At 43.0% G+C, this 17,222-nt stretch carries 18 protein-coding genes; 12 read left to right on the top strand and 6 right to left on the bottom strand.

What is annotated here, in order from left to right:
• Nucleotides 1–31 precede the first annotated feature (31 nt).
• Nucleotides 32–277 carry a SlyX family protein gene (locus tag MST16_RS02230; protein ID WP_078189840.1) on the bottom strand — a complete coding sequence of 82 codons (246 nt, stop codon included), beginning with the start codon at nucleotides 275–277 and terminating at the stop codon, nucleotides 32–34.
• A 34-nt stretch (nucleotides 278–311) separates the two neighbouring features.
• Here MST16_RS02230 and MST16_RS02225 point away from each other — a divergent pair, with 34 nt between their 5' ends.
• From MST16_RS02225 to MST16_RS02210, 4 genes are all read left to right on the top strand, one after another.
• Nucleotides 312–2,216 carry an ATP-binding cassette domain-containing protein gene (locus MST16_RS02225; RefSeq protein WP_180010180.1) on the top strand — a complete coding sequence of 635 codons (1,905 nt, stop codon included), beginning with the start codon at nucleotides 312–314 and terminating at the stop codon, nucleotides 2,214–2,216.
• Between the two features lie 186 nt (nucleotides 2,217–2,402).
• Nucleotides 2,403–3,164, top strand: a complete 762-nt coding sequence (locus MST16_RS02220; RefSeq protein WP_180007158.1) for a 3-oxoacyl-ACP reductase — start codon at nucleotides 2,403–2,405, stop codon at nucleotides 3,162–3,164.
• Between the two features lie 87 nt (nucleotides 3,165–3,251).
• On the top strand, nucleotides 3,252–4,187 hold the full coding sequence (gene lpxL, locus MST16_RS02215) for an LpxL/LpxP family Kdo(2)-lipid IV(A) lauroyl/palmitoleoyl acyltransferase (protein WP_180010179.1): 936 nt from the start codon (nucleotides 3,252–3,254) through the stop codon (nucleotides 4,185–4,187).
• A 32-nt stretch (nucleotides 4,188–4,219) separates the two neighbouring features.
• Complete coding sequence (locus tag MST16_RS02210; protein ID WP_180010178.1) at nucleotides 4,220–5,332, top strand: glycosyltransferase family 4 protein; 1,113 nt, start codon at nucleotides 4,220–4,222, stop codon at nucleotides 5,330–5,332.
• Here the strand turns inward: MST16_RS02210 and MST16_RS02205 are convergent.
• The 3 genes from MST16_RS02205 to MST16_RS02195 form a co-directional block, all read right to left on the bottom strand.
• Nucleotides 5,324–5,485 carry a hypothetical protein gene (locus MST16_RS02205; protein WP_180010177.1) on the bottom strand — a complete coding sequence of 54 codons (162 nt, stop codon included), beginning with the start codon at nucleotides 5,483–5,485 and terminating at the stop codon, nucleotides 5,324–5,326. The genes MST16_RS02210 and MST16_RS02205 overlap by 9 nt on opposite strands.
• 26 nt (nucleotides 5,486–5,511) lie before the next feature.
• On the bottom strand, nucleotides 5,512–5,817 hold the full coding sequence (locus MST16_RS02200) for a hypothetical protein (protein WP_257224589.1): 306 nt from the start codon (nucleotides 5,815–5,817) through the stop codon (nucleotides 5,512–5,514).
• A 371-nt stretch (nucleotides 5,818–6,188) separates the two neighbouring features.
• Complete coding sequence (locus MST16_RS02195) at nucleotides 6,189–7,316, bottom strand: endonuclease/exonuclease/phosphatase family protein (protein WP_180010175.1); 1,128 nt, start codon at nucleotides 7,314–7,316, stop codon at nucleotides 6,189–6,191.
• Nucleotides 7,317–7,501: 185 nt separating this feature from the next.
• Here MST16_RS02195 and asd point away from each other — a divergent pair, with 185 nt between their 5' ends.
• The 5 genes from asd to truA all read left to right on the top strand — a co-directional run bounded on the left by asd (nucleotide 7,502) and on the right by truA (nucleotide 13,400).
• Complete coding sequence (gene asd, locus MST16_RS02190; protein WP_180010174.1) at nucleotides 7,502–8,620, top strand: aspartate-semialdehyde dehydrogenase; 1,119 nt, start codon at nucleotides 7,502–7,504, stop codon at nucleotides 8,618–8,620.
• Nucleotides 8,621–8,763: 143 nt separating this feature from the next.
• A complete protein-coding gene (locus MST16_RS02185) occupies nucleotides 8,764–10,188 on the top strand; it encodes a hypothetical protein (RefSeq protein WP_180010173.1) in 1,425 nt (474 codons plus the stop codon).
• Nucleotides 10,189–10,263: 75 nt separating this feature from the next.
• Nucleotides 10,264–11,574, top strand: a complete 1,311-nt coding sequence (locus MST16_RS02180) for a fimbrial protein FimV (RefSeq protein WP_180010172.1) — start codon at nucleotides 10,264–10,266, stop codon at nucleotides 11,572–11,574.
• 49 nt (nucleotides 11,575–11,623) lie between these two features.
• Entirely contained in the window at nucleotides 11,624–12,586 is a 963-nt protein-coding gene (locus tag MST16_RS02175) for an asparaginase domain-containing protein (RefSeq protein ID WP_180010226.1), read from the top strand.
• A 16-nt stretch (nucleotides 12,587–12,602) separates the two neighbouring features.
• The gene (gene truA / locus MST16_RS02170; protein WP_078189716.1) at nucleotides 12,603–13,400 is read left to right on the top strand and encodes a tRNA pseudouridine(38-40) synthase TruA; all 798 of its coding nucleotides are present in this window, start codon (nucleotides 12,603–12,605) and stop codon (nucleotides 13,398–13,400) included.
• A gap of 129 nt (nucleotides 13,401–13,529) precedes the next feature.
• Here truA and MST16_RS02165 read toward each other — a convergent pair whose 3' ends face one another.
• Nucleotides 13,530–14,537 carry an AraC family transcriptional regulator gene (locus tag MST16_RS02165; protein ID WP_078189717.1) on the bottom strand — a complete coding sequence of 336 codons (1,008 nt, stop codon included), beginning with the start codon at nucleotides 14,535–14,537 and terminating at the stop codon, nucleotides 13,530–13,532.
• A gap of 231 nt (nucleotides 14,538–14,768) precedes the next feature.
• Between MST16_RS02165 and infA the strand changes: the two genes are divergently transcribed.
• The 3 genes from infA (at nucleotide 14,769) to MST16_RS02150 (ending at nucleotide 16,065) form a co-directional block, all read left to right on the top strand.
• Nucleotides 14,769–14,990: a translation initiation factor IF-1 gene (infA, locus tag MST16_RS02160; RefSeq protein WP_001284370.1), complete on the top strand. Its 222-nt coding sequence runs from the start codon at nucleotides 14,769–14,771 to the stop codon at nucleotides 14,988–14,990.
• Between the two features lie 155 nt (nucleotides 14,991–15,145).
• Complete coding sequence (locus MST16_RS02155; RefSeq protein ID WP_078189718.1) at nucleotides 15,146–15,520, top strand: hypothetical protein; 375 nt, start codon at nucleotides 15,146–15,148, stop codon at nucleotides 15,518–15,520.
• 182 nt (nucleotides 15,521–15,702) lie between these two features.
• Entirely contained in the window at nucleotides 15,703–16,065 is a 363-nt protein-coding gene (locus MST16_RS02150) for a hypothetical protein (RefSeq protein ID WP_180010171.1), read from the top strand.
• Nucleotides 16,066–16,139: 74 nt separating this feature from the next.
• On the opposite strand, the gene leuB is transcribed toward MST16_RS02150, so the two are convergent.
• Nucleotides 16,140–17,219 (bottom strand): 3-isopropylmalate dehydrogenase, encoded by a 1,080-nt coding sequence (gene leuB / locus MST16_RS02145; protein ID WP_078189719.1) that lies wholly within the window; start codon nucleotides 17,217–17,219, stop codon nucleotides 16,140–16,142.
• Nucleotides 17,220–17,222 lie beyond the last annotated feature (3 nt).

Here is a 17,222-nt window from a genome sequence, read left to right as displayed (position 1 = left end):
TTCGTCATCTGCCTGTCATTCAATAGTGACATTAATAATGCGGTGGGCGGTTGGTCATCGGGTCAAATGCCGCGATGCCTTCAGATAAATCTGCCGATTCAATACGACGATACAACATCTGCATTTGTTTCTTTAAATCAGCGATTTCGGCGTTTTGACGCGCAACTTGATCATTCAGTTGGTCAACTAAATCATCTAAAAATGCAATTCGGACTTGCAAATCTTCAATGGGTGCGGAAAATGACGCCTGTTCATCAAGATTTTGTTGTGTAGTCAATTTACACTCCTCATATAAGATTTCAGGAAACATTATGGCCTATATTACTTTAAGGGACGTCCAGCTTGCATTTGGCGGACCTTCCCTACTCGACGGCGCGAACTTCAGTTTAGAACGTGGCGAGCGAGTGTGTCTAATCGGTCGTAATGGTGAAGGTAAGTCTACTTTACTTAAACTGATTGAGGGAACTTTATTGCCAGACGGGGGTGAAGTTTCATTGCAAAATGGCATTACGATTTCAATGCTTGCTCAAGATGTGCCCATGGATTCGGGCAAAGTTGCTGATATTGTTGCCGATGGTGCAGGTGAAGCCGCTACTGTACTGCGTGCTTATCATGAAGCCAGCGAAGCCTGCGTACTCGGTGATATGGACGCCTGTGAGCGCATGGGTAACCTACAACATCAGATGGATCAAATGGATGGCTGGTCACTTGAAACTAAAGTGAATGCCATCCTCAGTAAAATGGGCCTAGACCCAGAAGCTGACCTTGCAGATTTGTCTGGTGGTCGTAAGCGTCGTGTTTTATTGGCACGTGCTCTCTTGACGCAGCCCGACGTATTACTACTCGACGAACCGACCAACCATTTGGACGTTGAAAGTATTGAATGGCTCGAAAAATTCCTGCTTGATCAAAACAACTTAACCCTGTTGTTTATTTCGCATGACCGTTCATTTGTCGACAGCATCGCAACCCGTATTGTGGAACTTGACCGCGGCATTTTGCGTAGCTATGAAGGTAACTATTCACGTTACCTCGAACTCAAAGCTCAGCAAATGGAAGCGGAAGAAAAGCAAAATGCGCTATTCGATAAAAAACTCGCTGAAGAAGAAGTATGGATTCGTCAGGGCATTAAAGCGCGTCGTACCCGTAACGAAGGTCGTGTTCGTGCCTTAAAAGCATTGCGTGAAGAGTCTAAAGCGCGCCGTTCACAACAAGGCAAAGTGAGCATGGCAACGCAAGATGCGCAGCGCTCAGGTAAAGTGGTCTTTGAAATTGAAAACTTAGCTGTGCAATTTGGCAACAGCGCGCCAATCATCAAAGATTTCTCGGCACTGGTATTACGTGGTGACCGTATCGGCTTAGTCGGTGACAACGGTGTGGGTAAAACCACTCTTATCAAAGCTATTTTGGGTGAGCAAGAACATACTGGTACAGTAAAAACAGGTACACAGCTTGAAGTTGCTTACTTTGATCAGCTTCGAAATGCACTTGATCTTGAAAAATCAGTGAAAGATAACGTTTCTGAAGGCTCAGACCATGTCGATGTCAATGGTAGCCGTCGTCACATCTACAGTTATTTACAAGACTTTTTATTCTCTCCAGAACGCGCACGTACACCAGTTAAAGCACTGTCTGGGGGTGAGCGTAACCGTATTCTGTTGGCGAAACTGCTACTGAAACCATCGAACCTTATCGTGATGGACGAACCGACCAACGACTTGGATATGGTAACTCTTGAACTGTTGGAAGAAATGCTCAGCGCTTACAAAGGCACACTGTTACTGATTTCGCATGACCGTGCCTTTATGGACAACGTGGTGACGTCGACTTGGGTATTTGATGGTAAAGGTAAAATCGATGAATACATCGGCGGTTACCAAGACTATTTGGAACAGCGTCCTGACCAAACTGTCGTGGATCAAAAAAGCGATGTGAAAAAAGCCATGGCTAAAGCCGAAGCAGCGGCTGCCGCTGCGGTGCCTAAAAAAGTCAAGCTCAGCTATAAAGACCAACGTGCCCTAGAACAACTGCCGACTGAAATTGAAGCATTGGAACAAGAGCAAGCTGAATTGTCTGAAAAATTAGCTGACGGTTCTTGGTTTATGACTGACGCTAATGCTGCGACCAAAGCATCACAGCGTCTAGCTGAAATTGATGACGAAATGCTGGAAAAAATGGAACGTCTAGATGAGCTAGAAACACTTGCTAAAGGCTAAGTCCACAAAGATTCCATACAGAAAAAGCCGTATTTCGATACGGCTTTTTTTATGTCATATGACTCGACTGGATGGCTAACCTAAATGACGCTGTTTTAAATTGGAGCATACAGCGTTTGTAAAGACGATTCCGCTAATGTGAAAAGCTTGCTATGGTGACGTTCAACATAAGATTGAGTCACGAGCATGCAAATTTCAGATCAAATTGTCTTGGTTACAGGGGGCGCACGTGGCCTCGGTTTGGCAATTAGCCAAACGTTAATTGCTGAAGGCGCACGCGTGGTCGTGAACTATCTATCCAGTCAAACTGCAGCAGAACAGTTGGCGACCGCATTTCCTCAGCAAGTGTTTGCCTATCAAGCAGATGTCACCGATAAAGCTCAAGTAGAACAGCTTTTTGCGGCGGCGGAAGTACATTTTGGTACCGCAATCACCTCTGTCGTGAATAATGCCCTCATCCATTTTCAATTTAATGGCGATGCCCGTCCTAAAATGGAAGAACTGACTGCACAGCACTTACAGCAACAGTTTGATGGCGCAGTCGTCGCTGCACTCAACACCACGCAAGCGGCGCTTCCCAAGATGAAAGCACAGGGTTTTGGTCGCATTGTCAATATTGGCACCAACTTGGTACAAAACCCTGTCGTGCCTTACCACGACTACACTGCAGCAAAAGCGGCACTTTTGGCCTTCACTCGCACAGCGGCGCATGAGCTGGGTGAGTTTGGGATTAACGTCAATATGCTTTCAGGTGGCTTATTACAAAGCACCGATGCCAGTAAAGCGACGCCCGATGCCGTGTTTGATTTAATCGCGGCATCAACACCTTTACGCACAGTGACCACGCCTGAAGAATTTGCTGCGGCCATCATGATGTTCTTGTCCCCTTACTCACGTGCGGTCACCGGGCAGAATTTGATTGTCGATGGCGGTTTAGTCAAAGGTTAAGTCTGATGCAGCATGAGGTTGAACTTTCTCTTTCAATTCAGCTTCATGCTAAACTGAACCCTATTTTTTAATCTTTGATTTAGCCCTATGAGTCAAAAGCCAACATATCAACCCGGAAAATTCCAATGGTCTTTCTTACTTCCTCAGTATTGGGGAATATGGATAGGGATTGTATTTCTTATGATTTTGGCGATTCTTCCATGGGCAATTCAGTATCGCCTTGGACAATTCCTCGGTTCTGTCGCATTTAACAACCTCAAATCACGTCGTAAAACCACGATTCGCAACTTGGAAGTTTGCTTTCCTGAATGGACGGCAGAACAGATTGAGGCCAATGCACGACAGGTTTTTATCGACCAAATGATTGGTATTTTTGAAACTTTAAATGCATGGTACAGCCCGCAGTGGTTCAAAAATCGGGTGCAAATTGAAGGCTTAGAACATATTCAAAATGCCCAAGCTGAAGGCAAAGGTATTTTACTCCTCGGCACACATTCTACCCTGCTCGATGCTGGTGGCTATTTATGCGCACAGTTCTTTGAGCCGGATGTGGTTTATCGTCCGCAAAATAATCCGCTGTTGGATATGTTGATTGTGCGTTGCCGTGCCACCATCTATGCCAACCAAATCGACCATGATGATATGCGTGGCTTGATTCGCAATCTGAAAAATGCCCATGCCATTTGGTACAGTCCCGATCAAGACTTTGGTTTAAAACAAGGGGTCATGGCACCATTTTTTGGTACTCCAGCAGCCACTGTTACTGCACATCGTCGCTTATTAAAAATTGCTAAAGCCGTGGCGATCCCGTTGTATTTTTATCGAGACGGCGACATCAGCAACCCTCAATATCATGTATTGATTGAACCTGCTTTGGACAATTTTCCGAGTGAAGATGAAGTTTCGGATGCTATTCGAACCAATAAAATTATTGAAAATCAGCTGCGAATCGCACCGACACAATACATGTGGTTCCATCGCCGCTTTAAAACCCGCCCACAAGGCTATGACAAAATCTATTGAGTTCAACTCAGCACATAAAAAAGAGAAATGCTATGAAAGTGATGCAGCTTTTACCTGAATTGAACAGTGGTGGTGTCGAGCGAGGAACCTTAGAAATAGCTCGTGCTTTAGTGACCGCCGGTCATGAGTCCTTAGTGGTTTCAAATGGTGGCCGCATGGTAACTCAATTGGAAGCTGAAGGTTCAACTCACCTCACGCTCGCAATCCATAAAAAAGCCTTATCAAGCTTATGGCAAATTCGTCCTCTACGTAAACTGATTGAGCAACATCAACCAGACATCGTGCATGTGCGCTCACGTGTCCCTGCGTGGCTCACGCATTTTGCCCTCAAAGGGATTCCTGCAAACAAGCGACCTCACCTGATTTCAACTGTACATGGTTTTTATTCGATTAATCGCTATAGTCAAATCATGACGCAGGCTGAAAAAGTCATTGCGGTCTCGGATAGTGTTGTCAAATACATCACGGACAACTACAAAAACTGTCCTACCAAGGACATTGTGCGTATTTATCGTGGCATTGACCCCGCTGCTTTTCCACATGGTTATCAACCCTCAGCACAGTGGCTCAATCAAACCCTAAAAGATTTCCCTGAACTAGAAAATAAGCGTCTGATTTGCTTACCAGGCCGTATCACCCGTTTGAAAGGTCATGAAACCCTGATCCATTTAATGGAACAGCTACAAACACAGTATCCCGACGTACATGCGGTGGTGGTCGGTGGTGCAGATCCGAAAAAAGCGGCTTATTTACAAGAAATGCAAGACAGTATTGCGGCTAAAGGGCTGAGTGATCGGATTACTTTTGTCGGTCATCGTTCAGATATCCGTGAATGGTTAGCTTTTAGCGATTTGGTTTTGTCTTTGTCGAGCCAAGCGGAAACCTTTGGACGGACCGTACTTGAAGCACTGTCTGTAGGTACACCTGTAATCGGTTGGAACCGTGGTGGCGTAGCTGAAATTTTATCGAATGTCTATCCGCAAGGTTTAGTCACTGTCGATGATGAAACACAATTACTCGACACCTTAAAGTTGCATTTAGACCAACCACAACACGTGCAGCCTATCAGCATGTTTAGTTTAAAAGAGATGTGTGATCAGACTTTGGAGTTGTATACGCAAGTGGTCTCTCAGCATTCAGCTTGATTGACTACACGCCATAGATCTTTGCTGTGCAGGATAACGCTCTGGAAATCTTTTTAATTCGGCAACTCGATCATCATCTACAAAGGATATTGTGAATTTCACAATATCTTTTTTTCTATTAGGATTTTTTAACTGGCGATTTAATCCTTCCATTTAGCCCTTCAATTTCGGGCTTCCACTTAGCCCTTCCATACACGGTATCGGGACATCAACCAAAGAATTAGCGGCAACAACATGACATTTAGAATATGTTTCAAACTTTGCCCTATACGCCAAAAGCCTCTATCTAAAATATCATGGCGTGCATTAAACAATTCCAATCCCATTGCGACGACCACAACCGTCCAAATCGCATAAGGTGATTTCAATTGGCGGTGATGGCAAAAGGCCACAAAAAAGAACAGTATTAAGCCAAGGTAAATGGAAAGTGCATCGGTGGATAAGTGTGTAATCTGCAATATTTTTTGGTGCCATTCGTACAGCATAGAACGTCTCATACCTATATTTTTATTGGAAATTCATCGTTTTTTTCTTGGCACACTGTATAAAGAAATTGATCAAAAGAAAAGCAAAAAATTCTATATCACAAAAGCAAAACCCGAGTTCTGCATCCTGCAAAACTCGGGTCTATGAGGTTGTGCTTTCACAAGTATTCTTTTTATTTTTTATTGGCTTTCCTTTCCTGCATCCGTTCCGTGATGCTTCCATCGGCTTCGTCTTCCTTAGTGGGATGTTCCGTTCCCAGTTCCATGTGCCGATGAACAAAGAATAAGTCAATACACTTGACCTGACCATTCGTCAGAAGCCGAAAGCTGTGTAAGCTATTTCTTACACTTTTCTCTTAAATCAAACAAAATCAAGATGCCTTCGTACCATCCTTATAATCATGGGCGATTTCATCGGTCACAATCTTCTCCTCTTTCTCAGCTTTTTCTATACCCTCCTGAATTGCCTCTTGCGCTTCTTGTTCATCTTCATCTGTTTGCTCTAATTCTTCTTGGATTTGCTCAAATACCCTGCCTGTTTGCAGCACCACATAGACTGGAAAATGGTCTGAACCAATATTGGGCAAGCGTTCCATATGTACCAATGCAAAATCTGTACTATGAAAAATATGGTCGAGCGACCAACGCAGCAGTGGATAATTGGCATGAAAGGTATTTACGAAATGACGTCCAACACGCGGGTCTAAAAGCCCACTGATTCGTTGAAAGAGTCGTGTAGTACGTGACCATGCCACATCATTCAGGTCCCCCATAACGATGCAACTTTCATCTAAATCTTTAATCTGATCGCCCACAATCAGCAATTCTGCATCGCGTAAAGTTGAATCTTTGGCTTCTGTTGGACTTGGTGGTTTGGGATGTAAACAATACAGTTGAACCTGATTTCCTGATGCTAAGGTGACTCGGGTATGGATCGAAGGAATTTCATCACTGAGAATAAATTTGACTTCAGTTTCACTAAGTTCTAACTTGCTATACAAATGCATCCCATACAAATTATCCAAAGGTACGGGTACGCGATAAGGATAATCAGCTTCAATCACTGCCAATTCATTTTGCCAAGTTTGATCGGTTTCTAGCGTGAGTACTAAGTCAGGTTGATGCTTTTGTATTTGTGCCAATAATAAGTGATATTGAGTATTCGGCGTAAGTACATTTGAGACAATGATTGAAATTTGTTTCTGTTTATCTAACTGGTCTGATCGAACTTTTTTGACTTGTTTTTTCCAAATAAAGGTATAAGGCAAAACCATTTTTAATTGATATGCCAAGGCAGCAATCAACCCAATTAAAATGATTTCACGCGCCAAGTCCCATTCAGCATTCCATAAAATTAAGCCTATGAAGGCAAATATGCCCAAAGCCAAGATTTGCAGACGCGGAAAATCTGCACCACGAAACCACCATTCATCTCGTGGTATGAGTGACCAAAATGTCAACCAAATGACGAAGCCCGCCAGTATTTCAATCCAAATCATTACGCCTCCCTTATATTCTTTATTTTTTATTGATTCATAAATTTATATCAGTTTTGCATGTAACATAAACAAGATATATTGCACAATATTATTGGTGTTTTCATTATGTAGCGCTTGCAGTTATGCGCCCTTTTGGTACACTCGAACCCCCTTTTTATTTTTTTAACGCACCGAGGCAAAGTGACATGAAAGTAGGTCTGGTCGGTTGGCGCGGGATGGTTGGTTCCGTCCTTATGCAACGTATGGTTGAAGAAAACGATTTCGCTCATTTCGAACCGTTTTACTTTTCTACCAGTAATGCAGGTGGTGAAGCCCCTGTGTTTGGTGGTAAGACTGCCCCAGCACTTATGGATGCAACGGACATTGATAGTCTGAAGCAAATGGATGTCATTATCACCTGCCAAGGTGGCGATTATACGACTGAAGTTTTCCCTAAGCTTAAAGCTGAAAACTGGAATGGTTACTGGATCGATGCTGCATCGACTTTACGTATGGATGATGAAGCGATCATCGTACTTGACCCAGTAAACATGAACGTAATCAAAGACGGCTTAGTGAAAGGCACAAAAACATTCGTGGGCGGTAACTGTACCGTTTCATTAATGTTAATGGGTTTAGGTGGTCTATTCCAAAATAATTTAGTGGAATGGGCAACCTCAATGACGTATCAAGCGGCTTCTGGTGCAGGCGCGCAAAACATGCGTGAACTGATTTCAGGTATGGGCTACTTGTACAACAATACCAAAGATTTGCTAGATGACCCACGTTCACCAATTTTAGATATCGACTCTAAAATTGCAGCCCTACAACGCGGTGAAGGTTTCCCATCTGCGAACTTCGGTGTGCCTTTAGCAGGTTCTCTCATTCCTTATATCGACAAACAGCTTGAAAGCGGTCAGTCGAAAGAAGAATGGAAAGGTCAAGTTGAAACCAACAAGATCTTAGGCAACCAGCAAATCGTTCCAATCGATGGACACTGTGTCCGTATTGGTGCAATGCGTTGTCACTCACAAGCATTGACTTTAAAACTTCGTAAAGATGTTCCACTGGATGAAATCGAAGATATTATCGCAAGTGCCAACGATTGGTCTAAAGTGGTTCCAAATACGCGTGAAGCTTCAATGACTGATCTGACTCCTGTTGCTGTAACCGGCACCTTGTCTGTTCCAGTTGGTCGTCTCCGTAAGCTCAACATGGGTAAAGAATACCTAGGCGCATTCACTGTGGGTGACCAATTGCTTTGGGGTGCTGCTGAACCTTTACGCCGTATGCTAAGAATTCTCATTGATTATAAAACTGCTTAAGCATTTTTAAGTCTATGAACAGGAAGCCGATCACAATTGATCGGCTTTTTTATGTAACTGTCGTGTAAATATTTTACAATTCTTTGACAACTCGCTAATCTATAATTTTCGCCATGCGACATATATTCGAGCTAAAGATTAAGATGACCGTATATAACAAATTAAAGATCGCCATTTTAGCCGTTATTGCATCTCAAAACCTTCAAGCGATCAGCATTGATCCTGTACAAGTCCAGTCAGCACCCGGGGAATTGCTGTACGCCGAGATTCATTTTCGCCACTCAAACACATCTGTGCCGCTCAATGCAAGTTTAGCCACTGCAGAGGATTTGTTGAGTATGGGTACAGGGCATCAACCACCGGGACATTTAAACTTCTTTACGCGTCGTGATGGTGCAGGCAACGGGGTAATTACCATTACCTCTTCGCGTCCAGTAACCGATGCTGAGCTTAATTTTATTGTCAATATTAAAGAAGGGAATGCTTCACGCCTGCAACAAATTCGCACACCATTAAAACGCAATCCAGCGCCGTCGAATGCGAATCAAACACGTGCCAATGAGCGTGCTTTAGCACCTGTCGTGATTGTAAATGAAAAAGATATTGCCTTAAATTTACCTGTCAGCACACTGTATACCGCAAAAGCACCCGTAGCTGCAGAACAACCCTTATTACTCAGTACCAAAGCACCTCCACAGTTAGCACAATTAGCAACGTCAACGCCTGTTGCGATTGAACCTGTCACGCATGTACAAAATTATAGTGTTACGCCTGCGGAGCAACATAGCGGAAGTACTTCATCAGGTGCTGAAACATCAATTTCGCAAGTTACAAAAACCAATTCGACCGGCTCTGTCAGTTCAGAAATGCAAGCTGCAACAGCATCAACTGCAAAGTCTCAAGACCCATTGGCACAAAAATTTGCTGCTGAGCAGGCAGCACAAAAACATGAAAACCCAACAACGACAGCTCCAACAGCATCTACACCAAAACCAACAAGTACTGCAGCTGCATCAACAGCAACACCAGCGGCAAAATATGTGGTTCGCTCGAATGAAAGTCTTTGGGGGATTGCCTCACGTATCGCGACAGAACAAAACCGCCCTGTCTCTGAAGTCATGCAACAGATTAAAAACAGCAACGAACATGCATTCATTCAGGGCGACGTAAACCGTCTGCGCCGTGGTGCGGCATTAAATCTGCATGGTATGCAGCAAGCAAAACAGCCTGTAAAAGTCTCTGCGGCAGAACTTGCCAAAGTGCCTTCGAAGCAGTCAGGCAAAACCAAATACCGTTTGAATCAAGCTGAAATGAGTCTGGTTGCAGAGAAAGCGCAAGATTCGGCACAATCTTCTGCCAACAGTGCAGCAGAAAAGAATAAAACTTCGAAAGAGTTGTCATTAAAAGTTATGACATCTCGTGAAAAAACCGTTAAATTACAGAGAAACGTAACTCAATTAGAATTGGCGCTAAATCAAAAGGATCACAGAATTCAATTATTAAATGCTCGTCTTGCTCAACTGCAACAACAGTTGAAAGCTCAACAAGCAGATAAAAGAAGCCAATAAACTAAAACGTTACCAATCAAGATTTTATAGGGATGAGTGCAACTGTATATCGCTCTATCTCCAAGGGGTTAAAACATGCTGATTTATGTGATTCCATTAGTGATCTTAGTGATCGTATTGGTTTTTTTAAACAAACGCCAAAAAGGTCAAGAATCAGATAAAGCCAAACCAACATCCACTAAAACCAAGAAATCGGGTGTTTCGGCCAAAGCGACTCCGAAGAAAACTCAAGTGGTTGAAAGCAGTGTCATTGAAAAAAAATCAATGACGCCGTTAACGACCGATGCTCGTGGTAAAATTGAAAAATTAATTGCGGAACGTAATTTCTTTTCTGCTGAAGCGCAAATTAATCAATCATTAAAACGTGACAACTCACAACATGAGTTGTATCTATATCTATTAGATATTCACATTTTACAAAAAGACGAATTTGCCATCAGCCAATTGCTGAGCCATATTCGTTCACTTGAACTTGATGAAATTTTAGAACAAGCTGAAGCAAAAAAAGTAGAGTTTGAAAATTCTCAAAATGTGAAAGATGATGCCATTAACTTTGTATCACCGATCACTGAAGAGGCTCCCTCAAAAGCCCAAAATACCTCTGATTTTGATGCTTTAATGCAAAGTTCAACTGCTGCACCTGTTGAGCCCAAAGCAGCCGAAATTAAACCACTAGATTTTAATTTCACCACTGAAACGCCTGCAAAAGCAGACATTTCTACCCCAGTTGAAAGTGCGCCTGCTGAAAAAATACAGCCGCTTGAATTTGATACGCTTTCAATTTCACCAGAACCTGCACTTGAAGCAACACTGAAAACCGAAGAGATTGCTCAGCCATCTCCTGCCGTTGAAGAAATCAAACCAATTGATTTTGCAATGGACTTTGCCCCAAGCACTGAAGCTGCGGCTGAAACTAAAACAGAAACTGTAGAAGAAAAAATCGAGCCTTTAGATTTTTCATTTACAACAGAAACACCAGTTGTAGAAGAAAACAAAGTTGAAGCTCCAACCTTAAACTTTGACTTAGGTGCTTTTGAAACAGCAAAAACAGAAGAAGCCGTTGTCGCTCCTGCAACAGAGTTTAACTTAGAGTCTACACCTGAAGAAAAAACTGCCGCACCTGCTTCAAGTGGTGTGAGTTTTGACATTAGCGGTTTAGGCACACCGTCAACCCCATCTGCTACAGACCAAAACGATCCATTGGTTCAATCTTTCCCTGAACTGGTTGAAGTCAATGAAATTGAATTGAATCTTGAATTGGCAGCGCAATACATCAAACTAGGTGCTTATGACGCTGCACGTGAAATTTTAACTGAAAAAGAGGCTGAGTTTTCTTCAGCTCAGCGTCAACAAGCAGATCAGTTACTGAATCAAATCGCATCTTAAGCAAAAGCGATTTAAACTAAAGCAGTCTTTCAAGGCTGCTTTTTTTATGATGAAAAAAATTGCTCTTATTTATATGGGTGGTACCTTCGGTTGTATCGGTGAACCGTTAAGCCCCATACCAGCGAATGCGTTTTTACCTAAATTACAGCATGTGCTGCCACTACACCTAAACATTGAATGTTTTGTTGCACCTGTCATTCGTGACAGTAGTGCTTGTACTGCGCCCGACTGGCTGGCACTGATCCAACAAATTCAAAGTTTACAATTACAACAATTTCAGCATTTCGTAATTATTCATGGCACAGACACGCTTAGCTATGCCAGCGCAGTACTTGCACACTTTATGGCACAGTCTGCTCATATCGTGCTTACAGGCAGCCAATATCCGCTGTTTAATGTGGCTGGTGACAACACCCGTGAATTTACCGATGCCATCGACAATTTAAATTTTGCATTGGAATCGGTACATCAATCGAGTGTTGGGGTTTATTTGGCCTTTCATCATCAACTGATGCATGCTCAATCCGCACTAAAAGTACATACAACCGATCTGAAAGCCTTTGATGGGCTGCCAGCCACACAGCCACTTTCAATGCTGACATCGCCTTATATTGTTCAAGCCAATGATTTAGACAAAGCAGCTCATTTCAATTGCCTGAATTGGATGTGGCAACCGATAGCAACTGATCTACACAATCAAAATTTAGTGGCTCTGCTTTCACACACGCCAGATGTTTTAATTTTGCAAGGTTTTGGTACAGGCAACATTGCCGTTGATGCTGAATTACTCAATGTATTGAAGGCTATACAACAAAAAAATTGCAAAATTATTTTAAGTACACAGGTTGTTCATGGCGGTATAGATCAACGCTATGCTGTGAGTGACTGGGTCAAAGACAGTGGAATATTACTGAGCAATTGTTTGGGTCATGCAGATCTTTATGCCAAATGTTTGAAAATGTATTTACAATACGGCAGTGCCGCAGACTGGACTGCGCATTGGAACGATTAAGTCATTTGAGGTAACTATGCAACGTTTTGCGATTGGGATTGAGTTTTGTGGCATGCAATACAAGGGCTGGCAAACTCAGCAACCGGGCGTACCAAGCGTGCAAGAAACCATTGAAACCGTCCTCAGTAAAGTAGCCAATGAGCCGATCATGTTGCATGGCGCTGGCCGAACAGATGCCGGCGTCCATGCAACCAATATGGTGGCACATTTCGATACTCAGGCGATTCGCCCCATTCGCGGATGGTTAATGGGCAGCAATAGCCAATTACCCCGTGATATTTCCATCCAATGGATTAAGGAAATGGATCAGGACTTCCATGCCCGCTTTAAAGCGCAAGCACGTCGTTATCGCTATGTGGTCTATAACAATCCACAGCGACCAGCTTTACTGCACAAGCAAGTGACCCATGTTTATGCAAAATTAGATGTGCTAAAAATGCAACGTGCCGCGGCCAAATTTGAAGGTACTCATAATTTCGAAAGCTTCCGTGCCGCAGCCTGTCAGTCCAATCAGCCTGTTCGTCATGTCAGCCATTGCCGTCTGATCCAACACGGATGCTACTTGGTCCTAGATATTCAGGCCGATGGTTTTTTACATCACATGGTGCGTAACATCATGGGCTGTTTGTTGGAAATTGGGCAAGGTATGTATGACGTTGACCATATTGACGATATTTTTGCTGCTGAAGATCGTAAAGCAGCAGGTGTCACCGCACCACCCGATGGACTATATTTTATCCATGCAGACTATCCAGCTCAGTTTGAACTTCCTCAAGTTCCGTTAGGACCACATTGGCTAAATATGCCTGAATAAACAATCCCTCCCAACCTCACTTTCACAGAGAGGGTGTTTCATTTCCGCCATTGCCAGATTCTAAAGATGAAAATCCCCCTTTGAAAAAGGGGGATTCTGTTTAGGGAAGGATTTTATCGAAGATCAACCTTAACGCTGCTTCCGCTTACGGTATTCCACGGGCGTTTCATTGGTCCAGCGTTTAAATGCGCGATAGAACGTACTTGGCTCAGAAAAACCCGTTAAGTACACAATGCGCTCCACACTTTCATTGGTATTGGCTAATAATTTTTTAGCCAAACGACAGCGATAGTCTGACAAAATTTGCTGAAAACTGGTATTGGCTTCTGACAACTGAGTCCGTAGACGACGCGGAGTAATGTTGAGCTGCGCAGCGACCGTTTCGAGTGTGGTTTCACCGCTTTCAAGCGTTGAACCAATAGCACGGCGAACTTCACCGACCAAATCATAACGCGCCAACTCCTGAAGTTTTTCAATCGCCAACTGCTCATGCAATTGTAATAACTCAGGTTCTGCCTGCCACAATTGATACTCTAAAATAGCCGGATCAAAATACAATCGGGTTTCTTTCTGCCCTAAGCTCACAGGGCATTCATAAACACGGAAATACTCATCATCTGGCGCGCCCTGACTAAAGTTAAAGTCGATATAAATCGGCTGAAAACGCCCTTCAGTAATAAACTTAAAGAAACGCAAAACACCGGACATCGCGCATTCAGAAAAATGACGATTCACGATATTTTCTGCCCAAGGCTGATGACCATTGGTCAAATAGCAGCGGTCATCTTCAATCACTAATTGTGCATGAAAGGCATCGCTAATTAGGCGTTGATACGCCAAAGCCCGCTTTAAACCTTCACCAAAATTCTCAGATGAAATAAATAAGTGTTCAATCACTTGGCCTCGATATAAAGGCAAATGCTCTCCCAGATGCAAACCAATATCAGGATCCTTACTGACCTCTTCTGCAGCCACCCAGAATGCAAATTGTGCATTCAATGGGGTACGGTCATTGGTTTCAACCTGATTTAATGCCACACCCGCTTTTGTTAAAATTTCTTCTGTTGGCAATCCGGCACGACGAATCGCTTGATACCCTAAACGCAACACAACAGATGCATCAGTTAGCTGACCCACTCCAGAACCTTCCTTGTATGTACTTCATTTATACTTAAAAAGATTGATTTTAGATTAACTGCGATTGACCAAACTGACAACTGTTACTACACATTTTTTGTTGAAAATATTTAACTGAATTGTTCGCTTATTTTACTGACAGTCGATCAGTTCAAAGCCTTTTACGGCTTGTATTCTGAAAAAAAATTGACTATAATTTGCGCCTTGCTAATTTATTCATTCAGGTAGGCTATGGCCAATAAAGAGGAACTCATCGAGTTCGAAGGCGTTGTCACCGAGACGCTTCCTAATACTATGTTCCGTGTACGTTTAGAAAACGGTCATGAAGTGATTGCTCACATCTCTGGCAAAATGCGTAAACACTATATCCGTATTTTGACTGGCGACAGTGTTAAAGTAGAAATGACACCTTATGATTTGACTAAGGGTCGTATCACTTACCGTGCGCGCTAAGTTTTAGCGAAGCGAAAAAGCCACTTTATAAGTGGCTTTTTTTTGTATTTATTTCAATGCGATGATAAAAATTGACTGCAAATTTGCTTTCCTTTACAGTCTAAAAACATAAAAAATTTGATTATAAAATTCAAAATATAAGGACATAAAATCATATGAAACATCTAGGATTAGTCGGTGCTATCTTTTGTGTTGCTTGCGCCACGACAGGCCAAAAGCAACTCAATCAATCCCTACAACACTATATTGGACAGCCGGCTGATCAAGTCCGTAAAGAGCTCAATTTAAGTCAATTGGGTTACAAAGTGATGGGAGCACCCGTACAAAGCAATGAAAAACTTAGCTATACCATTTTACGCTCGATGCCAATCCCGATTGGTACACCAAATATCGGCACCAGTATAGCCATGGGCGCCCCTATCCCAACGCCGTCTAAAGGTGGTGTCACTGTCGATATGGAATGTAAAATCGAGTTCAAATTACGCAATCAAATAGTTGAATCCATTGACTATGTTGGCAGAGCTTGTTGATCCTGCATGAGAATACTAGAGGCTAATCTTGCTCAGCTGACCGTGTATCAAATGACTACAGTGTTATACAGACCGATCTGACTAAACTGAATTTATTTCGTGAGAAACTGACCCATGAAATTTATTTTAGAACATCTGGTTTACGAAGATCAGCATTTTATTCGCCCGATACTGAGCATGGGATGCGTTCTAAGCATTGTATGGCTACATCAACGATATCCTCCGTTGAGCGTGAACGCTATTTAGCCTCATTTATTGGTCAATCGAGCCAAACGATTCAAGCAGAACTCGACCTCAGCAAACTCGGCTATCAAAGAACCTCTCCCGTGGAGGTCAGTTCAGACTACCTTCGTTATCGTGTCGCACGCCCGATCAGTATTCCTTTACCGATGGCGGAAAATCCTGCGATGGGCATGGGCAGCGGCGCTGCTGTGCCGATTCCCAGTGGAAATACACGCTATGAGGTTGAGTTAAACTGCCTTATTCAATTTCGCATAAAGCATAATATTGCAACTGATGTCCGATTAACTGGTCGCACCTGTTAGCGCATCAATTCTAGGATTGATAATTTGTAGGCATAAAAAAACGCAGCATAAACGCTGCGTTTTTTGATTCGCCATTAGTTCAATGCAGAAACTACAGCTTGACCCATTTCAACAGTACCGACTTGAGTACTGCCTTCTGACATGATGTCACCTGTACGTAAGCCTTGATCTAAGACATTACCTACAGCATCTTCAATTGCTTTTGCCGCCGCTTCTTCACGGAAGGTATAACGTAGCATCATAGCAACAGACAGAATTGTTGCTAATGGGTTCGCAATGTTTTGACCTGCGATGTCTGGTGCTGAACCGTGGCAAGGTTCATACATACCTTTACCATTTTCATCTAAAGAAGCCGATGGCAGCATGCCGATAGAACCGGTTAACATCGCCGCTTCATCAGACAAGATATCGCCGAACAAGTTACCTGTCACGATTACATCAAACTGTTTTGGCGCACGGACCAATTGCATGGCAGCATTGTCAACGTACATATGAGACAAGTTAATTTCAGGATACTGCTCTTCTTTTAACGCAGTTACGGTTTGTTTCCAAAGCTCAGTCACTTCTAGCACGTTGGCTTTATCCACTGAACACACTTTACCACCACGTAAGTTCGCCATTTCAAAAGCAACTTTGGCAATACGCTTGATTTCAGATTCAGCATATACGTCAGTATTGAAACCTTGTTTTTCGCCGTTTTCGAGTTCACGAATACCACGTGGTTGACCGAAATAGATCCCGCCAGTTAACTCACGTACGATCAAGATATCCAGACCTGCTACGATTTCAGGTTTTAAGCTCGACGCATCTGCAAGCTGCGGATAAAGAATGGCTGGACGTAAATTAGCAAATAAATTTAATTCTGAACGAATTTTTAATAGGCCACGTTCTGGACGAATTGAACGCTCAATGGTATCCCACTTAGGACCACCCACTGCACCCAATAAAATCGCATCAGCAGTCTTCGCTTGTGCTGCTGTTACGTCTGGATATGGTGAACCGTGCGCATCGATCGCTGCACCACCTAAAAGACCTTGTTCCCAAGTCAAACCTAAGTTGAATTTCTCGTTTACACGTGTCAGCACTTGTTCAGCCGCTTTCACGATTTCAGGACCAATACCATCACCTGGTAAAATCAAAATATGTTTTGACATGAG

The sequence above is a fragment of the Acinetobacter sp. YH16040_T genome (assembly GCF_024605785.1).
In the GTDB taxonomy this organism is placed as follows: domain Bacteria; phylum Pseudomonadota; class Gammaproteobacteria; order Pseudomonadales; family Moraxellaceae; genus Acinetobacter; species Acinetobacter amyesii.
The sequence above is the reverse complement of the archived record's forward strand: the minus strand, read 5'-3'. Positions and strand labels throughout refer to the sequence as shown.

Coding starts and splice junctions, on each gene's coding strand:
- MST16_RS02225 (WP_180010180.1), top strand. CDS start 312: ATGGCCTATATTACTTTAAGGGACGTCCAGCTTGCATTTGGCGGACCT.
- infA (WP_001284370.1), top strand. CDS start 14,769: ATGGCCAATAAAGAGGAACTCATCGAGTTCGAAGGCGTTGTCACCGAG.
- MST16_RS02180 (WP_180010172.1), top strand. CDS start 10,264: ATGCTGATTTATGTGATTCCATTAGTGATCTTAGTGATCGTATTGGTT.
- MST16_RS02205 (WP_180010177.1), bottom strand. CDS start 5,485: ATGGAAGGATTAAATCGCCAGTTAAAAAATCCTAATAGAAAAAAAGAT.
- lpxL (WP_180010179.1), top strand. CDS start 3,252: ATGAGTCAAAAGCCAACATATCAACCCGGAAAATTCCAATGGTCTTTC.
- truA (WP_078189716.1), top strand. CDS start 12,603: ATGCAACGTTTTGCGATTGGGATTGAGTTTTGTGGCATGCAATACAAG.
- MST16_RS02220 (WP_180007158.1), top strand. CDS start 2,403: ATGCAAATTTCAGATCAAATTGTCTTGGTTACAGGGGGCGCACGTGGC.
- MST16_RS02150 (WP_180010171.1), top strand. CDS start 15,703: ATGCGTTCTAAGCATTGTATGGCTACATCAACGATATCCTCCGTTGAG.
- MST16_RS02155 (WP_078189718.1), top strand. CDS start 15,146: ATGAAACATCTAGGATTAGTCGGTGCTATCTTTTGTGTTGCTTGCGCC.
- asd (WP_180010174.1), top strand. CDS start 7,502: ATGAAAGTAGGTCTGGTCGGTTGGCGCGGGATGGTTGGTTCCGTCCTT.
- leuB (WP_078189719.1), bottom strand. CDS start 17,219: ATGTCAAAACATATTTTGATTTTACCAGGTGATGGTATTGGTCCTGAA.
- MST16_RS02175 (WP_180010226.1), top strand. CDS start 11,624: ATGAAAAAAATTGCTCTTATTTATATGGGTGGTACCTTCGGTTGTATC.
- MST16_RS02200 (WP_257224589.1), bottom strand. CDS start 5,817: ATGCTGTACGAATGGCACCAAAAAATATTGCAGATTACACACTTATCC.
- MST16_RS02210 (WP_180010178.1), top strand. CDS start 4,220: ATGAAAGTGATGCAGCTTTTACCTGAATTGAACAGTGGTGGTGTCGAG.
- MST16_RS02195 (WP_180010175.1), bottom strand. CDS start 7,316: ATGATTTGGATTGAAATACTGGCGGGCTTCGTCATTTGGTTGACATTT.
- MST16_RS02185 (WP_180010173.1), top strand. CDS start 8,764: ATGACCGTATATAACAAATTAAAGATCGCCATTTTAGCCGTTATTGCA.